The 18,692-nt window shown below is 56.9% G+C and carries 22 protein-coding genes and 1 pseudogene; 3 read left to right on the top strand and 20 right to left on the bottom strand.

Annotated features, from left to right (window positions below; genetic code table 11):
- The 3 genes from yihA to ABD815_RS07760 all read left to right on the top strand — a co-directional run.
- Positions 1–559 (top strand): ribosome biogenesis GTP-binding protein YihA/YsxC (gene yihA / locus ABD815_RS07770; RefSeq protein WP_344845976.1); only part of this gene is annotated, 559 nt, incomplete at its 5' end.
- 66 nt (positions 560–625) lie between these two features.
- On the top strand, positions 626–1,513 hold the full coding sequence (gene argB, locus ABD815_RS07765) for an acetylglutamate kinase (RefSeq protein ID WP_344845973.1): 888 nt from the start codon (positions 626–628) through the stop codon (positions 1,511–1,513).
- A 2-nt stretch (positions 1,514–1,515) separates the two neighbouring features.
- Positions 1,516–2,022, top strand: coding sequence for a SixA phosphatase family protein (locus ABD815_RS07760; protein WP_344845970.1), 507 nt, complete (start codon positions 1,516–1,518; stop codon positions 2,020–2,022).
- A 46-nt stretch (positions 2,023–2,068) separates the two neighbouring features.
- Here ABD815_RS07760 and ABD815_RS07755 read toward each other — a convergent pair whose 3' ends face one another.
- The 20 genes and pseudogenes from ABD815_RS07755 to ABD815_RS07660 all read right to left on the bottom strand — a co-directional run bounded on the left by ABD815_RS07755 (position 2,069) and on the right by ABD815_RS07660 (position 18,643).
- Positions 2,069–2,857, bottom strand: coding sequence for an amino acid ABC transporter ATP-binding protein (locus tag ABD815_RS07755; RefSeq protein ID WP_344845967.1), 789 nt, complete (start codon positions 2,855–2,857; stop codon positions 2,069–2,071).
- A gap of 15 nt (positions 2,858–2,872) precedes the next feature.
- Positions 2,873–4,189 carry an amino acid ABC transporter permease gene (locus ABD815_RS07750; RefSeq protein ID WP_344845964.1) on the bottom strand — a complete coding sequence of 439 codons (1,317 nt, stop codon included), beginning with the start codon at positions 4,187–4,189 and terminating at the stop codon, positions 2,873–2,875.
- A gap of 1 nt (position 4,190) precedes the next feature.
- Positions 4,191–5,411 (bottom strand): amino acid ABC transporter permease, encoded by a 1,221-nt coding sequence (locus ABD815_RS07745; RefSeq protein ID WP_344845962.1) that lies wholly within the window; start codon positions 5,409–5,411, stop codon positions 4,191–4,193.
- Positions 5,412–5,547: 136 nt separating this feature from the next.
- Positions 5,548–6,573 (bottom strand): amino acid ABC transporter substrate-binding protein, encoded by a 1,026-nt coding sequence (locus ABD815_RS07740; RefSeq protein ID WP_344845960.1) that lies wholly within the window; start codon positions 6,571–6,573, stop codon positions 5,548–5,550.
- A 217-nt stretch (positions 6,574–6,790) separates the two neighbouring features.
- The gene (locus ABD815_RS07735; RefSeq protein WP_344845957.1) at positions 6,791–7,507 is read right to left on the bottom strand and encodes an ATP12 family chaperone protein; all 717 of its coding nucleotides are present in this window, start codon (positions 7,505–7,507) and stop codon (positions 6,791–6,793) included.
- A 3-nt stretch (positions 7,508–7,510) separates the two neighbouring features.
- On the bottom strand, positions 7,511–8,179 hold the full coding sequence (locus ABD815_RS07730) for an HAD-IA family hydrolase (protein ID WP_344845954.1): 669 nt from the start codon (positions 8,177–8,179) through the stop codon (positions 7,511–7,513).
- Positions 8,176–9,219 (bottom strand): RluA family pseudouridine synthase, encoded by a 1,044-nt coding sequence (locus ABD815_RS07725; protein ID WP_344845951.1) that lies wholly within the window; start codon positions 9,217–9,219, stop codon positions 8,176–8,178. Before ABD815_RS07725 ends, ABD815_RS07730 begins: the two co-directional genes overlap by 4 nt.
- Positions 9,216–9,590 (bottom strand): fluoride efflux transporter CrcB, encoded by a 375-nt coding sequence (crcB, locus tag ABD815_RS07720; protein ID WP_344845948.1) that lies wholly within the window; start codon positions 9,588–9,590, stop codon positions 9,216–9,218. Before crcB ends, ABD815_RS07725 begins: the two co-directional genes overlap by 4 nt.
- Positions 9,591–9,621: 31 nt before the next feature.
- A complete protein-coding gene (locus tag ABD815_RS07715; protein ID WP_344845945.1) occupies positions 9,622–10,935 on the bottom strand; it encodes a replication-associated recombination protein A in 1,314 nt (437 codons plus the stop codon).
- Between the two features lie 91 nt (positions 10,936–11,026).
- On the bottom strand, positions 11,027–11,614 hold the full coding sequence (locus ABD815_RS07710) for an acyl-homoserine-lactone synthase (protein WP_344845943.1): 588 nt from the start codon (positions 11,612–11,614) through the stop codon (positions 11,027–11,029).
- Positions 11,615–11,667: 53 nt separating this feature from the next.
- Complete coding sequence (locus ABD815_RS07705; protein ID WP_344848675.1) at positions 11,668–11,913, bottom strand: helix-turn-helix domain-containing protein; 246 nt, start codon at positions 11,911–11,913, stop codon at positions 11,668–11,670.
- A gap of 6 nt (positions 11,914–11,919) precedes the next feature.
- A pseudogene (locus ABD815_RS07700) lies at positions 11,920–12,279 on the bottom strand (autoinducer binding domain-containing protein); the annotation flags it as partial.
- A 300-nt stretch (positions 12,280–12,579) separates the two neighbouring features.
- On the bottom strand, positions 12,580–13,005 hold the full coding sequence (gene rplQ / locus ABD815_RS07695; RefSeq protein ID WP_344845940.1) for a 50S ribosomal protein L17: 426 nt from the start codon (positions 13,003–13,005) through the stop codon (positions 12,580–12,582).
- 133 nt (positions 13,006–13,138) lie between these two features.
- The gene (locus ABD815_RS07690) at positions 13,139–14,155 is read right to left on the bottom strand and encodes a DNA-directed RNA polymerase subunit alpha (protein WP_344845938.1); all 1,017 of its coding nucleotides are present in this window, start codon (positions 14,153–14,155) and stop codon (positions 13,139–13,141) included.
- Between the two features lie 124 nt (positions 14,156–14,279).
- Positions 14,280–14,669 (bottom strand): 30S ribosomal protein S11, encoded by a 390-nt coding sequence (gene rpsK / locus ABD815_RS07685; RefSeq protein WP_344845936.1) that lies wholly within the window; start codon positions 14,667–14,669, stop codon positions 14,280–14,282.
- 15 nt (positions 14,670–14,684) lie between these two features.
- The gene (gene rpsM, locus ABD815_RS07680) at positions 14,685–15,053 is read right to left on the bottom strand and encodes a 30S ribosomal protein S13 (RefSeq protein ID WP_344845934.1); all 369 of its coding nucleotides are present in this window, start codon (positions 15,051–15,053) and stop codon (positions 14,685–14,687) included.
- A 203-nt stretch (positions 15,054–15,256) separates the two neighbouring features.
- Entirely contained in the window at positions 15,257–15,898 is a 642-nt protein-coding gene (locus ABD815_RS07675) for an adenylate kinase (RefSeq protein WP_344845932.1), read from the bottom strand.
- Positions 15,895–17,253: a preprotein translocase subunit SecY gene (gene secY, locus ABD815_RS07670; protein WP_344845930.1), complete on the bottom strand. Its 1,359-nt coding sequence runs from the start codon at positions 17,251–17,253 to the stop codon at positions 15,895–15,897. The genes ABD815_RS07675 and secY overlap by 4 nt, the downstream gene beginning before the upstream one ends.
- A gap of 106 nt (positions 17,254–17,359) precedes the next feature.
- Complete coding sequence (gene rplO / locus ABD815_RS07665) at positions 17,360–17,839, bottom strand: 50S ribosomal protein L15 (RefSeq protein WP_344845928.1); 480 nt, start codon at positions 17,837–17,839, stop codon at positions 17,360–17,362.
- 78 nt (positions 17,840–17,917) lie between these two features.
- Positions 17,918–18,643 carry a hypothetical protein gene (locus tag ABD815_RS07660; protein ID WP_344845926.1) on the bottom strand — a complete coding sequence of 242 codons (726 nt, stop codon included), beginning with the start codon at positions 18,641–18,643 and terminating at the stop codon, positions 17,918–17,920.
- Positions 18,644–18,692: the final 49 nt, after the last annotated feature.

Raw genomic sequence — 18,692 nt, 5'->3', positions numbered from 1 at the left:
AGGTGTGGTTGCCATGGACGGCATGCCACCCGCAGACCGTCTGGAGGTTTGCTTTGCAGGACGATCAAACGTCGGAAAATCAAGCCTGATCAATGCGCTGACCGGACGCAAAGCTTTGGCTCGTGCGTCCAACACGCCCGGGCGCACGCAGGAAATCAACTTTTTCACCTGCGCTGATGAACACTATCTGGTCGACCTTCCCGGCTACGGTTTCGCCAAAGCACCCGTGAAAACTGTCGAGAAATGGCAGCGGCTATTGAAAGCCTACCTTTCGGGTCGCGCCAACCTGCGCCGAGCTTTTGTGCTGATCGACAGCCGTCATGGCGTCAAAGCAGTTGATGAAGAAATCATGTCGCTCCTCGATTCTTCGGCGGTGACGTTTCAAACGGTGCTTACGAAGGCCGACAAGGTAAAAGACGCGGAGCGCGAAGCGGTCATCGCCCAAGTGCGAGGCGCGATTGCGAAACACCCTGCGGCTTATCCGGAACTGATCGTGACCTCGTCCGAAAAGGGATGGGGCATCGATGTTCTGCGCGCGGTGATCGCGACGCTCGTCTGAGCCACGCTTGCACGTGGGGGCGGCTTCGCGGTAATCAGGGCAAACCCTGTTACGGAACCCCCGGCCATGAAGAAGCAAGACATGAACAGAGATTGGATCGCGACCGCCCGCACTCTCTCACAGGCCCTGCCCTACCTGCAGCGCTATGAGGGTGCCACCGTGGTGATTAAACTCGGCGGACACGCCATGGGATCCGACGAAGCGATGGAGAGCTTTGCACGCGACGTCGTTCTCATGCAGCAGGTCGGCGTAAAGCCGGTGATCGTCCACGGCGGTGGCCCGATGATCAATAAACTGCTTGCGGATCTTGGCATCCAGTCGGAGTTCGTGAACGGCAAACGCGTGACCGACAAAGCGACAGTCGAAGTGGTTGAAATGGTCCTTTCGGGCCTCGTCAACAAACGGATTGTGCAGGCGATCAATGGCCAAGGCGGCCGCGCTGTAGGTATCTCGGGCAAAGATGCCAATCTGATGATCTGCGAACAGACCAATCCGGACCTTGGCTTTGTAGGCACCCCCGTCGAGATGGACCCATCAATCGTTCAGGAACTGGGTGAGGAAAACCTTATACCGGTGATTGCGCCTGTGGGTGCAGGTCGCGGTGGCGAAACATACAACGTCAACGGGGACACGGCAGCGGGTGCCATTGCTGGCGCATTGAAGGCGGACCGTCTTTTGCTGTTGACCGACGTTTCGGGCGTCAAAGGCGCCGACGGAGAGGTTCTCACGTCGCTAAACTCCCAACAAATCCGCAAACTCACCGATGAAGGCGTGATTGCGGGCGGCATGATCCCGAAGACAGAGACCGCGTTGGACGCGTTGGCTGCCGGTGTGCGCGCTGTTGTTATTCTCGACGGTCGTGCGCCGAATGCGTGCTTGCTCGAACTTTATACCGAACATGGCGCGGGGTCCCTCATACGTGATTCAGCGCCACGAGTGACCGCGGACTCATAGAGATGCCACTGCGCCTCATCGTGATGCGGCACGCCAAGTCGAGTTGGGATGATCCCTTGCTCGACGATTATGATCGCGTGCTAAACGCGCGCGGCAGACGAAATGCGCAAGCGGTGGGAATGTGGTTGCGTGATGCGGGCTATGCGCCCGATCAGGTTCTCTTTTCAGCGGCCGCTCGGACGACCGAAACCTGTGATCTGGTCTGTGAGGCCGGCGGTTTTCAGGCGGAGCGCACGCGATCAAGACGCCTCTACCATGCCAGCGCCGAAACCATTTTAGAGCATGTTCGGCGCGCCACAGGTGACGCGGTCATGGTCATTGGCCACAACCCAGGCATTGCTGACTTCGCCGCGCGGTTCGCGGTTGCACTATCTACCTCTCCGGATTTCGCGCGCTATCCGACGGCTGCGACAACCGTTTTTGATGTGGTGGGAGATCGGTGGGAAGCCGTCGGTTTTGGCAAAAGCACAATCATCGATTTCACGATTCCAGCTAGCCTCCAGACATGAAAAAGGGCGCCATGGGCGCCCCTTTTAGGTTTGTGACGATCAATCGTCAGTGTCCCAAAATCTGGCTCAGGAAGAGTTTCGTGCGCTCCGATTTCGGATTGTTGAAGAACTCTTCCGGTTCGTTTTGCTCCACGATCTGACCCTGATCCATGAAGATTACGCGGTTCGCCACCTGACGGGCAAAACCCATCTCGTGGGTGACGCAGAGCATGGTCATGCCCTCTTCCGCGAGCTCGATCATGGTGTCGAGCACTTCCTTGATCATTTCCGGATCGAGAGCAGATGTCGGTTCATCGAACAACATGATGCGTGGCTTCATGCACAGAGAGCGCGCAATCGCCACACGTTGTTGTTGGCCGCCCGACAGCTGACCGGGGTACTTACCGGCCTGCTCCGGGATTTTGACCTTTTCGAGGAAATGCATCGCGATTTCTTCGGCCTCTTTTTTGGGGGTCTTGCGAACCCACATCGGCGCGAGCGTGCAGTTTTCGAGAATCGTCAGGTGCGGGAAGAGGTTGAAGTGCTGAAAGCACATACCAACTTCGGAGCGGATCTTGTCGACGTTTTTGAGATCGGAAGAGAGCTCCGTCCCGTCCACAATGATCTTGCCCTGCTGGTGCTCCTCAAGGCGGTTAATGCAGCGGATCATTGTCGATTTGCCAGAACCCGAAGGCCCCGCAATAACGATCCGCTCGCCACGATGAACGGTCAGGTTGATGTCCCGCAGGACGTGAAACTCACCATACCATTTGTTCATGTTGGTGATTTGGATGGCGATCTCGTCAGAGACCTTCATCTGAGTGCGGTCGATTGAACGTTGTTCAGCTAGAGACATTGCAGGTCCCCTTTCTTAGCGATGATCGGTGCGGAGCTTGCGCTCCAGCCACTGCGAATATTGAGACATGGCAAAACAGCAGACCCAGAAGATGAGGCCGATGAAAACGAATAGCTCCCAGTAGATGCCGTTCCACTCCGAGTTGGCGCGGATTGCATTGGATAGGGCGAGCATGTCGAAGATGCCGATGAACATCACCAGAGTCGTATCTTTGAACAGGCCGATGAAGGTGTTCACGATACCGGGGATGGAGATTTTCAATGCTTGCGGCATGATCACGAGCCGCTGAGCCTTCCAGTAGTCCAGACCGAGCGCGTCGGCTGCTTCGTACTGACCCTTTGGCAGGGCCGCCAGACCACCGCGGATCACCTCGGCCATATAGGCAGAGGCAAAGAGCGTCACCATGATGATCACGCGCAGCGTGAGGTCAAAGGTCGTATTTGGCGGAAGGAAGTAGTTCAGGATCAAAGAGGCCGTGAACAACAGTGTGATGAGCGGCACGCCACGGATGAACTCGATGAAGCCCACGCAGATCATTTTGACAATGAACAGGTCCGACTGACGGCCCAGCGCGAGCACAATCCCGATCGGGAGAGAGAGTGCGATACCGGAGATGCCGATGATCAGACAGATCATAAAGCCACCCAATTCGCGGCTTTCGACGCGCTTGAGTTCGCCCAGAGGTATCAGGGCGTTTAGACCCTCGACGACTGATGGGCCAATGAACAGCCACCATACGATGGTGATCAGAACGGCCGCGATGAGGGCGATGATCGACGAATACCGGCGATCAATGATCGAAAAGGCAATTCCGCCGATGACAAAGCCAACCGCAACAGAAAGCGGACCCCAAATCGTACCGCCCCAGACCAGCCAAACCATCAAGAACGGAAAGGCAATCGTGACCCAAAGAAGTTTGCGGGGCAGATTGTCAAAGAGGACAGGCATGATGGCGACGAGCATCAAAACGAATGCAACGATGGCGCGCCAGTATTCGGTTTCTGGATAGAAACCAAAAATCAGCTGTTGCCAGCGCTCGGTGATGACGGCCCAGCAGGCATAGTGTGTGTTGCCGAACCGTTCGTTCAGTATGTCACGGCATTCGGCGAGACTTCCGGCATCCCAGACACCGCCGAACACCCATGGGAGCACCGACGAGAGCACCATGAACAACACGACAATTGAAACGATGGTCAACAGGCCATTGAACCAGTTCGAGAACAGGTTCTCGCGCAGCCATTTCGCCACCCCAAGTTGGGAGCGGGGCGGAGGCTGTTGGTCTAGGATTTCTTCGCGAACGAAGGCGATGTCTTGTGTGCGAATATCACTCATCTCAACGCTCCTTCAATTTCACGGATTTGTTGTAGAAGTTCATGCCCGAAGAGATGGTGAGGCTCACAAGAAGATAGAGCAACATCATCAAAAGCATGCACTCCAACTCGCGACCCGTGGTGTTGAGGGTCGTTCCGCCCAGCGTGGATCGAAGGTCCGTATAGCCGACGGCGAGCGCGAGCGAGGAGTTTTTGGTCAGGTTCAAATACTGCGAAATCAGCGGCGGGATGATGACGCGAAGTGCCTGCGGCAGGATCACGAGGTTCATCGTACGCGAAGGACGCATACCGAGCGCGGCTGACGCTTCCGATTGGCCGCTGGAGATCGCAAGAATACCTGAGCGGACAATTTCGGCGATGAAGGCGCCCGTGTAGAAAGACAGCGCCAACCACAGAGCCAGCATCGAGTTCCGCATGAATGTACCGCCGGCGAAGTTGAATCCTTTCAACTCCGGCAATTCCATACCCACAGGGCGACCCAACAAGAAATAGACCACAAGTGTCGGCACCACGAAGATGCCGAGTTTGATCCAGAAATTCGGTAATAGTTCTCCGGTCGCTTGAAAGCGGCGCATCGAATATTTCCCGAACGCCCAGATCCCGAGTAGCGACAGGAGGAAGGTGATGACCACGAGAGACGAATTCGCTTCCCAGACAGGCGCAGGGATATAGGTGCCGCGGTTTGTGACCGCTACGCTATCCCAAAGCCACATGGAGTTCTGAGCATTTTCGCCGCGAAATGATTTCGGCTGGCGATCCATCTCTGTGAAAATCGCCATAAAGGCCAGAATCCACAAAAGAACGGGGATGTTGCGGAAACTTTCCACATAGACGGCCATAATCTTGGCTGTCAGCCAGTTCTTCGACAGGCGAAGAACACCGGCGATAATGCCGATAATCGTGGCGAGGATGCACCCCAGCACAGCGACCAGGAGCGTATTGAGAAGACCAACCATAGCCGCACGGAAATGCGAATCCGCGGAATCATAGGGGATTAGCCGTTGGTTGATGTCGTAGTTTGAGGCGGTACCAAGGAAGGAAAAGTTGATGTCCTTACCCAGAATGCCCAAGTTGATGACCGTGTTGCGGATCAAAAAGGCGATGATCATTAAGAACGCGATAAGCGCAATCACCTGAATTGTCGTGGAACGATAACGTGTATCGTAGATCAGCTGGCTGAGGCGGAAACCCCCGTCCTGCTGCGGATCTGTTATAGTCGTCATATATGACGCCCCCTGTTTCCCCGTTGCGTCCCGACGAATGGCACGGTTGATCTGTGCTCTGCGGGAAAAATTTTCTTTGGGATCGTGAATAGGTGAAGGGCGCGGATTTCTCCGCGCCCTTCCCTTTTAGATGGTCTTAGCGGAACGGCGGCGTGTAGATCAGGCCACCATTTGTCCACAATGCGTTCAGACCACGAGCGAGACCGATCGGTGTGTTTTCACCGATGTTGCGCTCAAAGCTTTCGCCGTAGTTGCCAACCTGAGTAAGCACGTTGAGTGCCCAGTCTTTTTCGAGACCAAGCATGGCACCCAGTTCACCTTCAGCGCCGAGAATACGGTTGATCTCGGGGTTTTCGGTGCCTGCGGCAAGTTCAGCTGCGTTTGCAGATGTGATGCCGTACTCTTCGCCAGCAATCATCGTGTTCAGGGTCCACATTACAACGTCTGCCCAAGCATCGTCACCGTGACGAACGAGCGGTCCGAGTGGCTCTTTGGAGATGATTTCCGGCAGAACGACGTAGCCTTCGGGGTTCTCGAAAGAAGCGCGCGAAGCGGCCAGTGCGGAAGCGTCCGTGGTGTACACGTCACATGCGCCAGCGAGGAACTGCGTCTGAGCTTCGGTGAAGCTTTCAACAGGAACGGGTTCGTATTCCATGTTGTTTACGCGGAAGTAGTCAGCGAGGTTAAGCTCGGTTGTGGTACCTGTTTCGATACAAACAGTTGCACCAGCGAGCTCTTTCGCGGAGGAAACGCCGAGGTCTTTGGGGACCATGAAGCCCTGACCATCGTAGTAGTTCACGCCAACGAAGACGTTTTTAAGGTCGACGTCACGGGTGAAAGTCCACGTCGTGTTACGCGCCAGCATGTCGATTTCGCCGGAAGCCAAGGCTGTGAAGCGTGTCGCGGATGTGAGAGGGACATATTCGACCTTCTCGGAGTCACCAAAAATAGCTGCGGACACTGCGCGGCAAACGTCAATGTCAAAGCCTTTCCAGGTGCCGTTCGCATCCGGAACAGCAAAGCCTGGCGTGCCGGTGTTGACGCCGCACTTCAGCGCGCCGCGTTCTTTCACGGCGGCGAGCGTCGTGGAATCCTGCGCCATCGCAGCTCCAGCAACCAGACCAGTCATGGCCAGCGCGCCAAAAAATACCGATTTTTTCATTTTTACCTCTTCCTGATTTCGCGCCCTATTTCGACGCTTAGATCCGACCCTCCCAGGCCGGGGACGATACCAAAATGGGCATATGCCATTTCAATGGGCTCATTTTGGTTAGATTCATTCCGGAAGGTCAAGAGCACGATCACGTATAGTCATCTTAACTGAACGTTACCTATCAGCTACCAACCAATTGCATTCCGTTTCAGCGGGCTTAGAGCACTCACGCTTGATTTTTGACCGATCGGAAGAATTGGGCGGCATGGCAAAAGCTTTCTCGCTTGGTTTGCGCCAACTCTTCTGCCTCTTCATCCACACCCCACTGTTGGGACTGATAGTCCTCGTCGAGGCGCGATAGCTGCCAGGCTTCCGTTTCGCTCAGGAATCCCTCGGTGACGGCAAAGGCCAAAATCAGGGACCCCGAAATGGTCACGAGATCATGGAATGCCGCCAGTTCGAATTCATCAAAGGAATGGACCCGCTCGCGCAGTTGGGCAAGTGCGACGGCATCCTGAGGCGCGTGCACAACACCTTCACGCGGCGCCAGACGAGCGCGCAAAGCTAGACCAGCCCACTCCAGAATCGGATCCCAGTTCGCACTCTGGCGCGTGACGAGTTCTTGGGGGTGAGCGGCGCGATAGCATAGCAGGTCACAGTCGCCATATTCCGCGAGCATATCCGCCACTTCGGCATGTTGGATGCGGACCTTGTCGATCGCCGCATTCGCGCCACGCGTGGCCGGCATTGTGCGTGGATCAATCGCTTCGCTCTGCGCGTCCCACTCCGCGGCAATGGCCTCGGCCAATTCACGCGCCGGAACGACGAGTGGGGCCTTTGCCGGCGTGCGCACCGGACGCGTGTCCAGCAGGATTGAATAGCCGCCTTCCGTTTCGACGACTTCAGTTGATTTCCAGAAACGTTTTGCTTTCCACTCGGACACTGATCATCCCTGCCAGATTTGCGCGAGCGCCCCGTCGAGCGCGTCGAATGTATCGATTACCATGCGGGCACCGGTCGCGTGGAGCGCGTCCACACCATGATAGCCCCAGTTTACGCCAAGAGGAGCGACCATGGCCGCCCGCGCCATTTCCATGTCGTATGTGGTGTCCCCCACCACGACCGCATCTTTCGCTTCGACACCGGCCTCTGCGAGGCACGCCATCACCATGGATGGATGCGGTTTGGACGGATGGTCATCCGCACATTGGACCGAGGTAAATAGAGGCGCGAAATCCCACCCCTCCATAAGAGCCTTTAGACCACGGCGGCTTTTTCCGGTCGCGATTGCAAGGAGCACATCATCACGCGCGCCAAGGCGGCGGATGGCGGCCTCTGCACCGGGGTAGAGTGGCGACGCCTGCGCCCCGACTTTCAGCCTATGCGCCTGAAATGCGTCTTTGTAGGCAGCAACCATAATCGCAATCGTTTCGTCATCCACATCCCGCGCCAGTTCACGCATCGCAAGTGGCAACGAAAGTCCGACAATGGCCAAGACCTCCTGCCGCGCAGGAACGGGCAAATTGGCGGCTGCAAATCCCGCTTCCATGGACGCCATGATATGAGCCTGACTATCGACGAGCGTACCGTCGACGTCAAAAATCACGAGCTTCATGCGCGCAGTTCCTCGAAGGGGTCATGCTTTACAAGGCTCTCGGTCCACCCGAGCGTCTCCCATGTATCGGCCATATGGCTCGGAAGCGGGGCGACAAACTCCATCGACTTCTTGGTCACCGGATGTTCAATCGTGAGGCTGCGCGCATGGAGATGCAGCTTTTTCGAAATGACGCCGCCCAATTGCGCGCCCCAGCCATCGCCTTGGTTTTCCTGGCCCGAACCGCCGTATTTCCCGTCTCCAACGATCGGGTGACCGATTTCCGCCATATGTGCGCGCAGCTGATGGGTACGCCCTGTGATGGGCTCCATGGCCACCCAAGCAGCCCGCGATGCAACGCGGTAAAGCGTGGCGTAGAGGGTGTGCGCACGTTTCGCGCCATCGGTCGAATCAATATCGCGCGGATGCACGGCGATCATTTTCTCGCCTTCTCCGCCGCTCCCGCGCCCACCTGCCTTGACGAGGCCGTAGCGGATTTCGCCCAAATAAGGGGTCGGCACGCCGGCGACGAGGGCCCAATAGATTTTGCGCGTCGATTTATGGCGGAAGCTTTCGGTGAGCTTGGTCGCCGCCGCCGCAGTCCGCGCAAGGATCAAGACACCCGAAGTGTCTTTGTCGAGACGGTGCACGAGGCGGGGCTTGTCCGGTTTGTCACCCTGTAGTGCGACCGAGAGCCCGTCCACATGACGTGTCTGTTTCGATCCGCCCTGCGTGGGGAGGCCCGGGGGTTTGTTCAGAACGATAATCTGGTCATCCTGATAGAGCACAGCGTCGCGCATCATGCGGGCATCCGCGTCCGATATGCGGGTTTTGACATGCAGGGGCGCGGCAGAATCGGGGAGCGGGGGAATGCGCACTTCCATGCCCGGGGCCACACGTGTGTTCGATTTCACCCGCGCGCCATCGACGCGGATGTCACCTTTGCGGCACATCTTTTCGATGGCCCCTTGGGTGACTTGCGGGAAGGTTTTGCGGAACCAACGATCGAGACGCTGCTCGGGCTGATCATCGGAAATGGTGATTTTCTGGACAGCGCTCATGTGAATAACTCCCGCGCGACCCAAAGGCCCGCTGCGATGCCGCCGAGCGCCAGGACTAGCGTTGCGACGACGTAAATGGCGGCGAGGCCGGTTTGGCCACGTTCGAAAATGGTAATCGTGTCGAGTGAGAAGGCGGAATAGGTCGTGAACCCACCCAAGACGCCGGTCATCAAAAGAGGTGCGTAGCGGTTGCCGAATTTGTGGGCGAGCAGCACGACCAGCACCCCCATCAGAAACGACCCGACAAAGTTCACCGTGAGCGTGCCCCAAGGAAACCCCTTGCCCATAAGACGGGACATGAAGTGGCCGGTAAGATACCGCGCCGTCGCGCCGAATGCGCCGCCGAGTGCAACCTGAATCAAGGGTGTCATAACCTGTCTCTGCTGTGCGCCGCGAGCGATGTCAACCGCCCCGCTTTTCACGCAGTTTCTCGAAATAGGCGACCCGTTTGGCGAGGTCTCGCTCAAAGCCGCGCTCTACGGGCTTGTAGAACTGGGTGCGTTGGAGAGTTTCGGGGAAGTAATCCTGCCCCGAAAATGCGTCCTCTGCCTCATGGTCGTAGGCGTACCCTTCGCCATATCCCTGTTCGGCCATCAACTTGGTCGGTGCGTTCAGGATGTGTTTGGGGGGCGGCTCGGAGCCGGTTTTGCGAGCGGCCTCGCGCGCCGCTTTATAGGCGACGTAGCCGGCGTTCGATTTTGGCGCCAGCGCGAGGTAGATCACCGCCTGTGCGAGCGCGAGTTCACCTTCGGGCGATCCGAGACGTTCGTAGGTTTCCCACGCGTGTTGGCACACAGTCTGCGCCTGCGGATCGGCCAGCGCGATGTCTTCAACCGACATACGCAGGAGGCGTCGCGCGAGATAACGGGGATCTTCGCCCCCCTCAAGCATCCGCGCGAACCAGTAGAGCGCCGCATCCGGATCAGAGCCGCGCACGGATTTATGCAGCGCAGATATGAGATTGTAATGCTCGTCCCCCGATTTGTCGTACTTGGCGGCACGGCGCATAAGACGCTTGGCGAGTTGGTCCGGGTCGAGAGGTGCGGAGAGTTTCCACGCCATAATCTGCTCGATCAGATTAAGCAGCATGCGCCCATCACCGTCCGCCATTTCCCACAACGATGTTTTGGCCGCATCATTGAGGGGCAATTCACGCCCCATTTCACGTTCAGCGCGCGCACCAAGCCGCGCGAGGTCTTCGACCGACAGGCGTGTGAGCACCATGACCTGCGCGCGCGACAAAAGCGCGGCGTTGAGTTCAAAAGACGGATTTTCCGTCGTGGCCCCGACAAGGAGAATGGTGCCATCCTCCATATGGGGGAGAAAGGCATCCTGCTGCGCTTTGTTAAATCGGTGGATTTCGTCAACGAATAGAAGGGTCCCCTGCCCGTTTGCCGCGCGCAGTTTTGCCGCCTCAAAGACTTTTCTAAGCTCCGGAACGCCAGAGAAAATCGCAGAGAGTTGGACGAAGGCGAGATCGGTTTCGTGCGCGAGGAGACGCGCAATGGTCGTTTTCCCGACACCCGGCGGACCCCAGAAAACCAGAGAGGACAGACCACCGGAGGCCAACATGACCCCGAGCGGCGACTCCGGTCCCAAAACCTGTTCCTGCCCGATAACCTCGCCCAGCGATTGTGGCCTCAGACGATCCGCGAGCGGGCGCGTTTTGGCGTCCGGCAGGTTCACGATTTCATTTGAGGAGAAGAGGTCCGTCATTTGGGCATGATACGGCGTGCCCGCGCAGACGTGAAGCGAAGATGTCGGGGCCGAAATGGCGCTTCTCGGCCCCGTTAGATGCGCACAGTCCTTAGTGGAGCTTGTTGCTCAGATTGATGCGCATGCAAGCATTGCGCGCACCAGCGATGTCCATCACCGGACCGACGACATCAATGTCGAGACCGACGCGACGACCCCACCGGTTGCCGTTTTCCGGAATGAGACAGATCACGGATGTCGCGCCGAATTCACGCGCGGATGTGGTCATCTGGTCGATCAGGTTCAACTGAACACGGAAACGGTCCTTTGCGGGGACACGTGGGGATACAAAAATCCGGCTGGATTCCCAAACGTGCTCGGCCACGGGCGCTTCTTCATAAAGAAGAGTGTCCGGGATAGATTCGAGAAGGCCACGTTGGGCGTCGCGGATCATGTAGGAGTAAATGCCGCATTTCGTGTTTGTAGGGGTCAAACGGATACCGGCCAGGACTTCGCCAAACTCGTGAACCGCGATCCAACGGGATGCGGGTGTATCGTATTGATCGTATTCCATGCCGTCGGCCTGTGGCAGATCCCATTTTGCATGTTGGATGAACGTTTCGTGTCTAGCACGAAGCATATTCGCAAAAAGATCGCCATGGTTGTGCAGGTTGGCAAAAGAAAGCGTGGTGGTTTGCATCGGTATTCTCCGGATGTGGTTGAGTTTTTCAACGCACCGCCGGCGGAATACCATCACAACAGCTTGATCTCCTTGGCTTTTTGGATGGCCTCTGAGGTCGTCCGCGCCATTAATCGCTCGCGCGCGGAGACAAGTCGCGCTTTCAACGCGCTCTCCGAAATCCCGAGCTTGGCCGCGGCTGCTGCGTGACGATCACCGCCCGCGATGCACCGGAGGGCCTGAATTTGGGCGGGAGTCAGTTCGAGTTGCGGCTCAGCCACTTCATGCAACGTGCGCACGACTTTGGCGATGCTCGACATCTCCTGATCCGTAAACTCGCGGTCTGCGCGCGCGCATCCCACGATTGACCGCGATTGGACGGGACCGCACGCGACCGCCATGCCAAAATTCAGACCGAATTCGGCGGCCTGCCTCCAAATATTGAATGGATCGGGGAGTTCTATTTCGCTCCACCTTGTTTGCCCTTCGCAGCTCAACCCCCATGCAATCAACGGATCGCGCAATGCATATGCTTCTGCCGCGTAGTGAGAGAGCCACTTTGGGTCATAGGTCGTGTCACTCACCAGAGGTGATGCAAAACGAATATGGAGACCCGCATAGTAACCCGCTGGAGACGCGGCACGAAGTTGTGCAAAGAGGCGAAGTAATTCCGTTGTGCTAGTCATACTGATACAAATCGACTCCGAATGGGGGGGGCGGCAACAACCTAAAGGCGACCACTCAATACCTGACTAAACCCTTGGGACCGTAATGGGAAGTCAGTTTGGGAGTGAATAGGTCATTTTGGCATGACCGTTGCGGAATCGGCGCGCAAACATGCAAATGTATGAACGATCGGGTCAGTTCTGTTAACCTTTCATTGCAACTTGCACAAACCTGGCAGGTCGCTCACGTCGACCCTAACCCGAAAAAGCAAAAAGCCCCGCATCTGCGGGGCTCTCAAATCGCTTTGATTCGGTCTGGAATCACTCTTCGGCTTCGAATGCCTCTTCAGCGGCAAGGCGTGCTTTGTCAGCTGCACCTTTTGCTGCGGGATCGCGGTCGACGAGCTCGATGATTGCCATCGGTGCCATGTCGCCATAGCGGAAGCCAGCTTTCAGAACGCGTGTGTAACCACCCTGACGCTCTGCATAACGTGGGCCCAGAACTTCAAAGAGTTTCGCAACATCTTTGTCCTGCTTCAATTGTGCAGCGGCCTGACGACGTGCGTGCAGATCGCCGCGTTTGCCGAGCGTGATCAGCTTGTCCATGATCCGCTTAAGCTCTTTGGCTTTTGGCAACGTGGTTTTGATTTGTTCGTGCTCAATGAGCGAACCGGACATGTTCGAAAAGAGCGCCTTGCGGTGCTCATGTGTGCGGTTCAGGCGGCGGTAGCCTTTAGCGTGACGCATTGTCTATCTCCTTAGCGTGTTTTGCTTTGTCTGGCCGGCGATGCGTGTCACCGACTCTCCTTGGGGCATGTGCCCGATTGTTCCCTGCACAAAGCAGGCATTGCGCGGGGCCCCGTAAGGCCCCGCAAAAAGCTTAGAACTGGTCTTCGAATTTCTTGGCCAGATCTTCGATGTTTTCAGGTGGCCACTCTTCGACATCCATGCCGAGGTGCAGACCCATGCCCGAAAGCACTTCCTTGATCTCGTTGAGCGACTTGCGGCCGAAGTTCGGCGTGCGCAGCATCTCTGCTTCGGTTTTCTGGATGAGATCCCCGATGTAGACGATGTTGTCGTTCTTGAGACAGTTTGCCGAACGCACGGACAGTTCCAACTCGTCCACTTTCTTGAGCAGAAGCGGGTTGAATTCCAGACCGTCGTCTTCTTCCTGACGCGATGCCGCTTCGGGTTCGTCGAAGTTGACGAAAATGCCCAGCTGGTCCTGCAGAATGCGCGCAGCATAGGCCACGGCGTCTTCTGGTGTGATCGAACCGTCTGTTTCGATTTTCATCGTCAGTTTGTCATAGTCGAGAACCTGACCTTCACGGGTCGGCTGCACGTCATAGGACACTTTTTTGACCGGCGAGTAGATCGCATCGACGGGGATGAGACCGATGGGTGCGTCTTCCGGCTTGTTCTTGTCGGCAGAAACGTAACCCTGACCGGTGTTGACGGTCAGTTCCATGAACAGATCGGCGCCGTCATCAAGGTGACAGATCACGTGGTCTTTGTTCAGGACCTCAATGCCAGCGGACTCGGAGATGTCACCAGCGGTGACAACCATCGGGCCTTTGGTGGCGATGGAGAGACGCTTGGGTCCTTCCACTTCCATGCGCAGAGCGACGCCTTTGAGGTTGAGGATGATGTCGGTGACATCTTCGCGTACGCCTGCAACCGAGGAAAACTCGTGCAGGACGTTGTCAATCTGCACCGACGTGATAGCCGCGCCTTGCAGCGAGGACATCAATACGCGACGCAGCGCGTTGCCCAGCGTCAGACCGAAGCCGCGCTCGAGCGGCTCCGCCACAACGGTTGCCTGACGCGCGGGCTCGTTGCCCGGCTTCACTTCAAGCTGTTGTGGTTTAATGAGCTCGGCCCAATTCTTGTGGATCATGCTAGTGCCTCCATTCTTGTCCCTACGCCCATGTTCCGTAAAGCGGGGGACGCCCGAGGGGTCTCGAAAACGCAAAAGCGGACCGCGGGCGATAACGCTCGCGATCCGAAAATTTATAGTGCGATCAGACGCGGCGGCGCTTTGGTGGGCGGCAGCCGTTGTGTGCGATCGGGCTCACGTCGCGGATCGACGTGATGTTGAGGCCGATTGCAGCCAGAGCGCGCAGCGCGGATTCACGACCGGAACCGGGACCCTGCACTTCGACTTCAAGGGTTTTAAGACCATGTTCCTGTGCCTTGCGGCCCGCATCCTCTGCAGCCATCTGGGCAGCATAGGGTGTGGATTTACGGGAACCTTTGAAACCCATCGTACCAGCGGAGGACCACGCAATCGCATTGCCCTGAACGTCGGAGATGAGGATCTTGGTGTTGTTGAAGGTCGAGTTTACGTGAGCAACGCCAGCGGCGATGTTCTTGGAAACCTTTTTCTTCGTGCGACGAGTATCACGTGCCATGTTTCAGATCTCCCCTTACTTCTTCTTGCCTGCGATGGCCTTTGCGGGGCCTTTGCGGGTGCGAGCGTTGGTGTGGGTACGCTGACCGCGTACGGGAAGATTGCGGCGATGACGCAGACCGCGGTAGCAGCCAAGGTCCATAAGACGCTTGATGTTCATCTGGGTATCACGACGCAGGTCGCCTTCGACGGTGTAGTTCGCGTCGATGTGCTCACGGATGGAGAGCACTTCAGCGTCCGAGAGCTCATTGACGCGACGGGTTTCGTCGATGCCAACGGCGGCGCAGATATCTTTTGCAGAGGCTGTGCCAATGCCGGTGATGTAGGTGAGGGCGATGGGAACCCGCTTTGCAGTCGGGATGTTCACGCCAGCGATACGTGCCACGTTTCATTTCCTTTCGTTGCGGTTCCGTAAGACCGGAACCTTTTTTCACAACGGAAACCCGCGGGTTTGTGACCTGCGGGTGTCAGCTGAATTCTATGATCTTCGTTGCGGGAGCGACCCGTTAACGAATCTGATCCCAATGGGGATGGGTTGCCATACGGGGGAATCGCCGGAGGGTCAAGAGACTCCGGCGAGTTCCGCCATTAGCCCAGTGCCTGCGCGATTTCGCGCGCCACGGCATCGACTTCCTGAAGGCCGTTTACCGGCTTCAAATCACCCTTGGCGTAGTAGTAACCAATCAGCGGCGACGTCTTTTTATAGTATTCCATCAGACGCGTTTTGAGGCTCTCCTCATTGTCGTCTGCACGGCGTTTGAGATTGGTGGACCCGCAGGTGTCGCAGGTGCCCTCTACCTTCGTCGGCTTGGTGTCATCGTGGTAAACTTCACCACAATCGCCACAGGTGTAGCGGCCGGTGATACGCTTCACGAGAGCCTGATCGTCGACACGCATCTCAACAACCGCATCAAGGGTGGTGTAGTTCTTCGTCAACAGCTCTGCGAGCGCGTCAGCCTGGGCCAAGGTGCGCGGGAAGCCATCAAAGATGAAACCACCCTCGGAGCCTGCGTGGATCTTTTCGTCGATGAGACCGATCACGATCTCGTCGGTGACCAATTCGCCCGCGTCCATAACAGCAGCAACGCGTTTGCCCATTTCGGTGCCCGATGTGCGAGCCTCGCGTAGCATGTCACCGGTTGAAAGTTGCACCATGCCCCGCTCCTCAACGAGACGTCGTGCTTGTGTGCCTTTGCCCGCGCCGGGCGGGCCAAGGAGAATGATGTTCATCGTTTTGATGTCCCTCTTTTACTGCGCTTCCTCCCGCGCAGCTGAGATTTTTCGATCAGCCCCTCATACTGATGTGCCAGCAGGTGAGACTGGATTTGCTGGATCGTGTCCATCGTGACGGAGACCACAATCAACACGGAAGTGCCGCCAAAATAGAATGGAATGGCCAACTGGCTACGAAGAATCTCCGGAAGGAGACAAACTGCCGCAAGGTAGCCCGAACCAAGCACCAGCACGCGGCTCACAATGTAGTCGAGATGCTCTTCGGTTTTCTTGCCCGGACGGATACCGGGAATAAAGCCGTTCTGGTTCTTCAGGTTCTGGGCAACGTCTTCGGTCTTGAACGCCACATTCGCGGTGTAGAAGTAGGCAAAGAAGACAATCATCGCCGCGAAGAACAGCAGATAGAGCGGCTGACCCGGCCCGAAATAGGCGAGCAGCGTCGACATAACCGGACCCAGATCGGACTGGCCGGAGAAGGTCGCGATGGTTGTCGGAAGGAGCAGCAAAGAAGATGCGAAGATCGCAGGAATAACGCCAGCCGGGTTAACCTTGATCGGAAGGTGCGAGGACTGGGCGTCGTATACTTTCATGCCTTGCTGACGGCGCGGATACTGGATGTGAACCTTACGCAGGGCACGTTCCATGAATACGACGAAAGCAATGACCGCAATGACCATCACGATCACGCCGATAATTACCAGCGGAGAGATCGCACCGGACCGGCCAGAAGCAAAGAACTGAGCCAGAGCGCCGGGAATTTCCGCAACGATACCGACAAAGATGATGAGCGAGATTCCGTTGCCGACGCCACGCTGGGTGATCTGTTCACCGAGCCACATCAGGAACATCGTACCGCCAACCAGTGTGATGATCACGCCTGCACGGAAATACCAACCCGGATCATGGGCGAGATCACCGGCCTCAAGCGACGCGGCGAGGCCGTAGGCCTGAAACAGCGCCAGAAATACGGTGCCGTAGCGCGTGTACTGGTTGATCTTTTTGCGACCTGCATCGCCCTCTTTTTTGAGTTGTTCGAGCGACGGCACGAGCGCTGTAAGCAGCTGAACGATAATCGAGGCAGAGATGTACGGCATAATGCCGAGTGCAAAAATGCCCATACGCCCCAAGGCGCCGCCCGTGAACATGGTCAGAATGCCGCCGATACCGGCGCTGGCCTGTTCCATGAACTGCTTGAGGGCGATTGCATCGATACCCGGCACCGGAATGTAGGTGCCAAGACGGTAAACGATCAAAAGGCCGAGGGTAAATACGATGCGCTGGCGGAGTTCCTTGGCCTTGCCGAAGGTGCCCCAGTTGAGGTTCGCCGCCATCTGTTCTGCTGCGGATGCCATTTAGGTCTCTCTCTTCACGAACAACGCCGCCGAACCGGTCTTCCGGTCGGCGGCGTTTGGAAAACTCATGGGGTGATGTAAGGGGCGTGGCCCCTCCCCACAACCCTTATTCAGCCGCCGCTTCGGCCTTTGAAGCAACTGTGAGCGAACCGCCAGCCTTCGCAACCGCGTCAATTGCGGATTTGGAAGCGCCGGTGACGTTCAAAGTCAGCTTGGATTTGACGTCGCCTTTGGCGAGAACGCGGATGCCGTCGAGCTTACGACGCACGAGGCCGGAAGCCACCAGCGCGTCCTCGTTGATCTCGGATTTCGCATCCAGTTTGCCGGCTTCTACGAACTTCTCGATCAGGCCGAGGTTCACAACGGCGAATTTCGCACGGTTGGGTTTGTTAAAACCACGCTTTGGAAGACGCTGGTATAGGGGCATCTGGCCGCCTTCGTAGCCTTTGATAGCTACACCGGAACGGGATTTCTGACCTTTGATACCACGGCCACCCATTTTACCTTTACCGGAGCCTGGGCCACGGCCGACGCGCATGCGTTTTTTGGTTGCGCCTTCGTTATCGCTAAGTTCGTGCAGTTTCATGTCGCTTCTCCTTGCCGGAACTGCCCTCCAGCGACGGAGTGGGCAAACACGGCTTACAAATGTTGATTCTGATCGGCGCTATGCCGACTGAGGGCGTATAGACGCAATGCCCGCACGGTTCAAGTGCCGCCTGCGTCGACGCGCAAGTCGCCTCAGCCCAGCCAGTGCGCTCAGCAACATAAGGCCCGATGCAGGTAGCGGCACAGTTGCATAATTCATGCTCGGCGCACCCGCGCGGATGTTTTCTGTGGGCGATGTTGCGTATCCGTAGGCGATGACCAGCGTATGTCCGTAGGTGTCTGTTTCCAATTCCATCCATCCCAGTCGCCCATCGCCGAACATAAAGGGCAGGAAACCCGCCACGACGCCGGGCGATCCTGTGCCCCAGTCGCCGGAATGTACCGCCACACCTTCATAATAAGGCGACAATGGATCATCGGATTTCCTGTAGCCGTAGTGCCTCAGTGTAGAACTAAAGAAATATGGGGCGATGTTATCATGCGAGATCACTGCGCCCATCGACAACGGCCCCCCTTTAGCCAGCATCAACCCGTCGCGCCCCATGACCCACACGCCGCCATCCTGAGCGTAGTTGATATCATCTTGATACCCGTCGATCCCGGCTGAAAAATAGATGTCCGTTGAGCCATTGCCATCAAGGTCAAAATAGGTCTCGCCGTTTATACCCGAACTTTCGTAGTTCACGTACGTTCCAACCTCGACACGAACTGTCGCTGCATGTGCGAGACTCGTTTGGGTCAAAAGCAAAAATGTTAGAAAAAGTCGAAAAATCAAAAAGCGCATTGGAGGTACCCCTAATAATTTAGTTTAGGGTCTCAACGATGACGTGTTG

It is taken from the genome of Celeribacter arenosi (genome assembly GCF_039539485.1).
GTDB lineage: Bacteria > Pseudomonadota > Alphaproteobacteria > Rhodobacterales > Rhodobacteraceae > Celeribacter > Celeribacter arenosi.
This window is presented reverse-complemented; position numbering and strand designations above follow the sequence as displayed.

Bases quoted from the DNA above. Each gene is read 5' to 3' on its own strand.
- rpsK (WP_344845936.1), bottom strand. From the start codon at position 14,669: ATGGCACGTGATACTCGTCGCACGAAGAAAAAGGTTTCCAAGAACATC.
- ABD815_RS07660 (WP_344845926.1), bottom strand. From the start codon at position 18,643: ATGCGCTTTTTGATTTTTCGACTTTTTCTAACATTTTTGCTTTTGACC.
- ABD815_RS07730 (WP_344845954.1), bottom strand. From the start codon at position 8,179: ATGAAGCTCGTGATTTTTGACGTCGACGGTACGCTCGTCGATAGTCAG.
- ABD815_RS07715 (WP_344845945.1), bottom strand. From the start codon at position 10,935: ATGACGGACCTCTTCTCCTCAAATGAAATCGTGAACCTGCCGGACGCC.
- ABD815_RS07745 (WP_344845962.1), bottom strand. From the start codon at position 5,411: ATGACGACTATAACAGATCCGCAGCAGGACGGGGGTTTCCGCCTCAGC.
- ABD815_RS07760 (WP_344845970.1), top strand. From the start codon at position 1,516: ATGCCACTGCGCCTCATCGTGATGCGGCACGCCAAGTCGAGTTGGGAT.
- ABD815_RS07740 (WP_344845960.1), bottom strand. From the start codon at position 6,573: ATGAAAAAATCGGTATTTTTTGGCGCGCTGGCCATGACTGGTCTGGTT.
- crcB (WP_344845948.1), bottom strand. From the start codon at position 9,590: ATGACACCCTTGATTCAGGTTGCACTCGGCGGCGCATTCGGCGCGACG.
- argB (WP_344845973.1), top strand. From the start codon at position 626: ATGAAGAAGCAAGACATGAACAGAGATTGGATCGCGACCGCCCGCACT.
- ABD815_RS07690 (WP_344845938.1), bottom strand. From the start codon at position 14,155: ATGATCCACAAGAATTGGGCCGAGCTCATTAAACCACAACAGCTTGAA.
- ABD815_RS07755 (WP_344845967.1), bottom strand. From the start codon at position 2,857: ATGTCTCTAGCTGAACAACGTTCAATCGACCGCACTCAGATGAAGGTC.
- ABD815_RS07750 (WP_344845964.1), bottom strand. From the start codon at position 4,189: ATGAGTGATATTCGCACACAAGACATCGCCTTCGTTCGCGAAGAAATC.
- ABD815_RS07705 (WP_344848675.1), bottom strand. From the start codon at position 11,913: ATGTCGAGCATCGCCAAAGTCGTGCGCACGTTGCATGAAGTGGCTGAG.
- rplO (WP_344845928.1), bottom strand. From the start codon at position 17,839: ATGAAACTGCACGAACTTAGCGATAACGAAGGCGCAACCAAAAAACGC.
- ABD815_RS07725 (WP_344845951.1), bottom strand. From the start codon at position 9,219: ATGAGCGCTGTCCAGAAAATCACCATTTCCGATGATCAGCCCGAGCAG.
- ABD815_RS07675 (WP_344845932.1), bottom strand. From the start codon at position 15,898: ATGAACATCATTCTCCTTGGCCCGCCCGGCGCGGGCAAAGGCACACAA.
- ABD815_RS07710 (WP_344845943.1), bottom strand. From the start codon at position 11,614: ATGCAAACCACCACGCTTTCTTTTGCCAACCTGCACAACCATGGCGAT.
- rplQ (WP_344845940.1), bottom strand. From the start codon at position 13,005: ATGCGTCACGCTAAAGGCTACCGCCGCCTGAACCGCACACATGAGCAC.
- secY (WP_344845930.1), bottom strand. From the start codon at position 17,253: ATGGCATCCGCAGCAGAACAGATGGCGGCGAACCTCAACTGGGGCACC.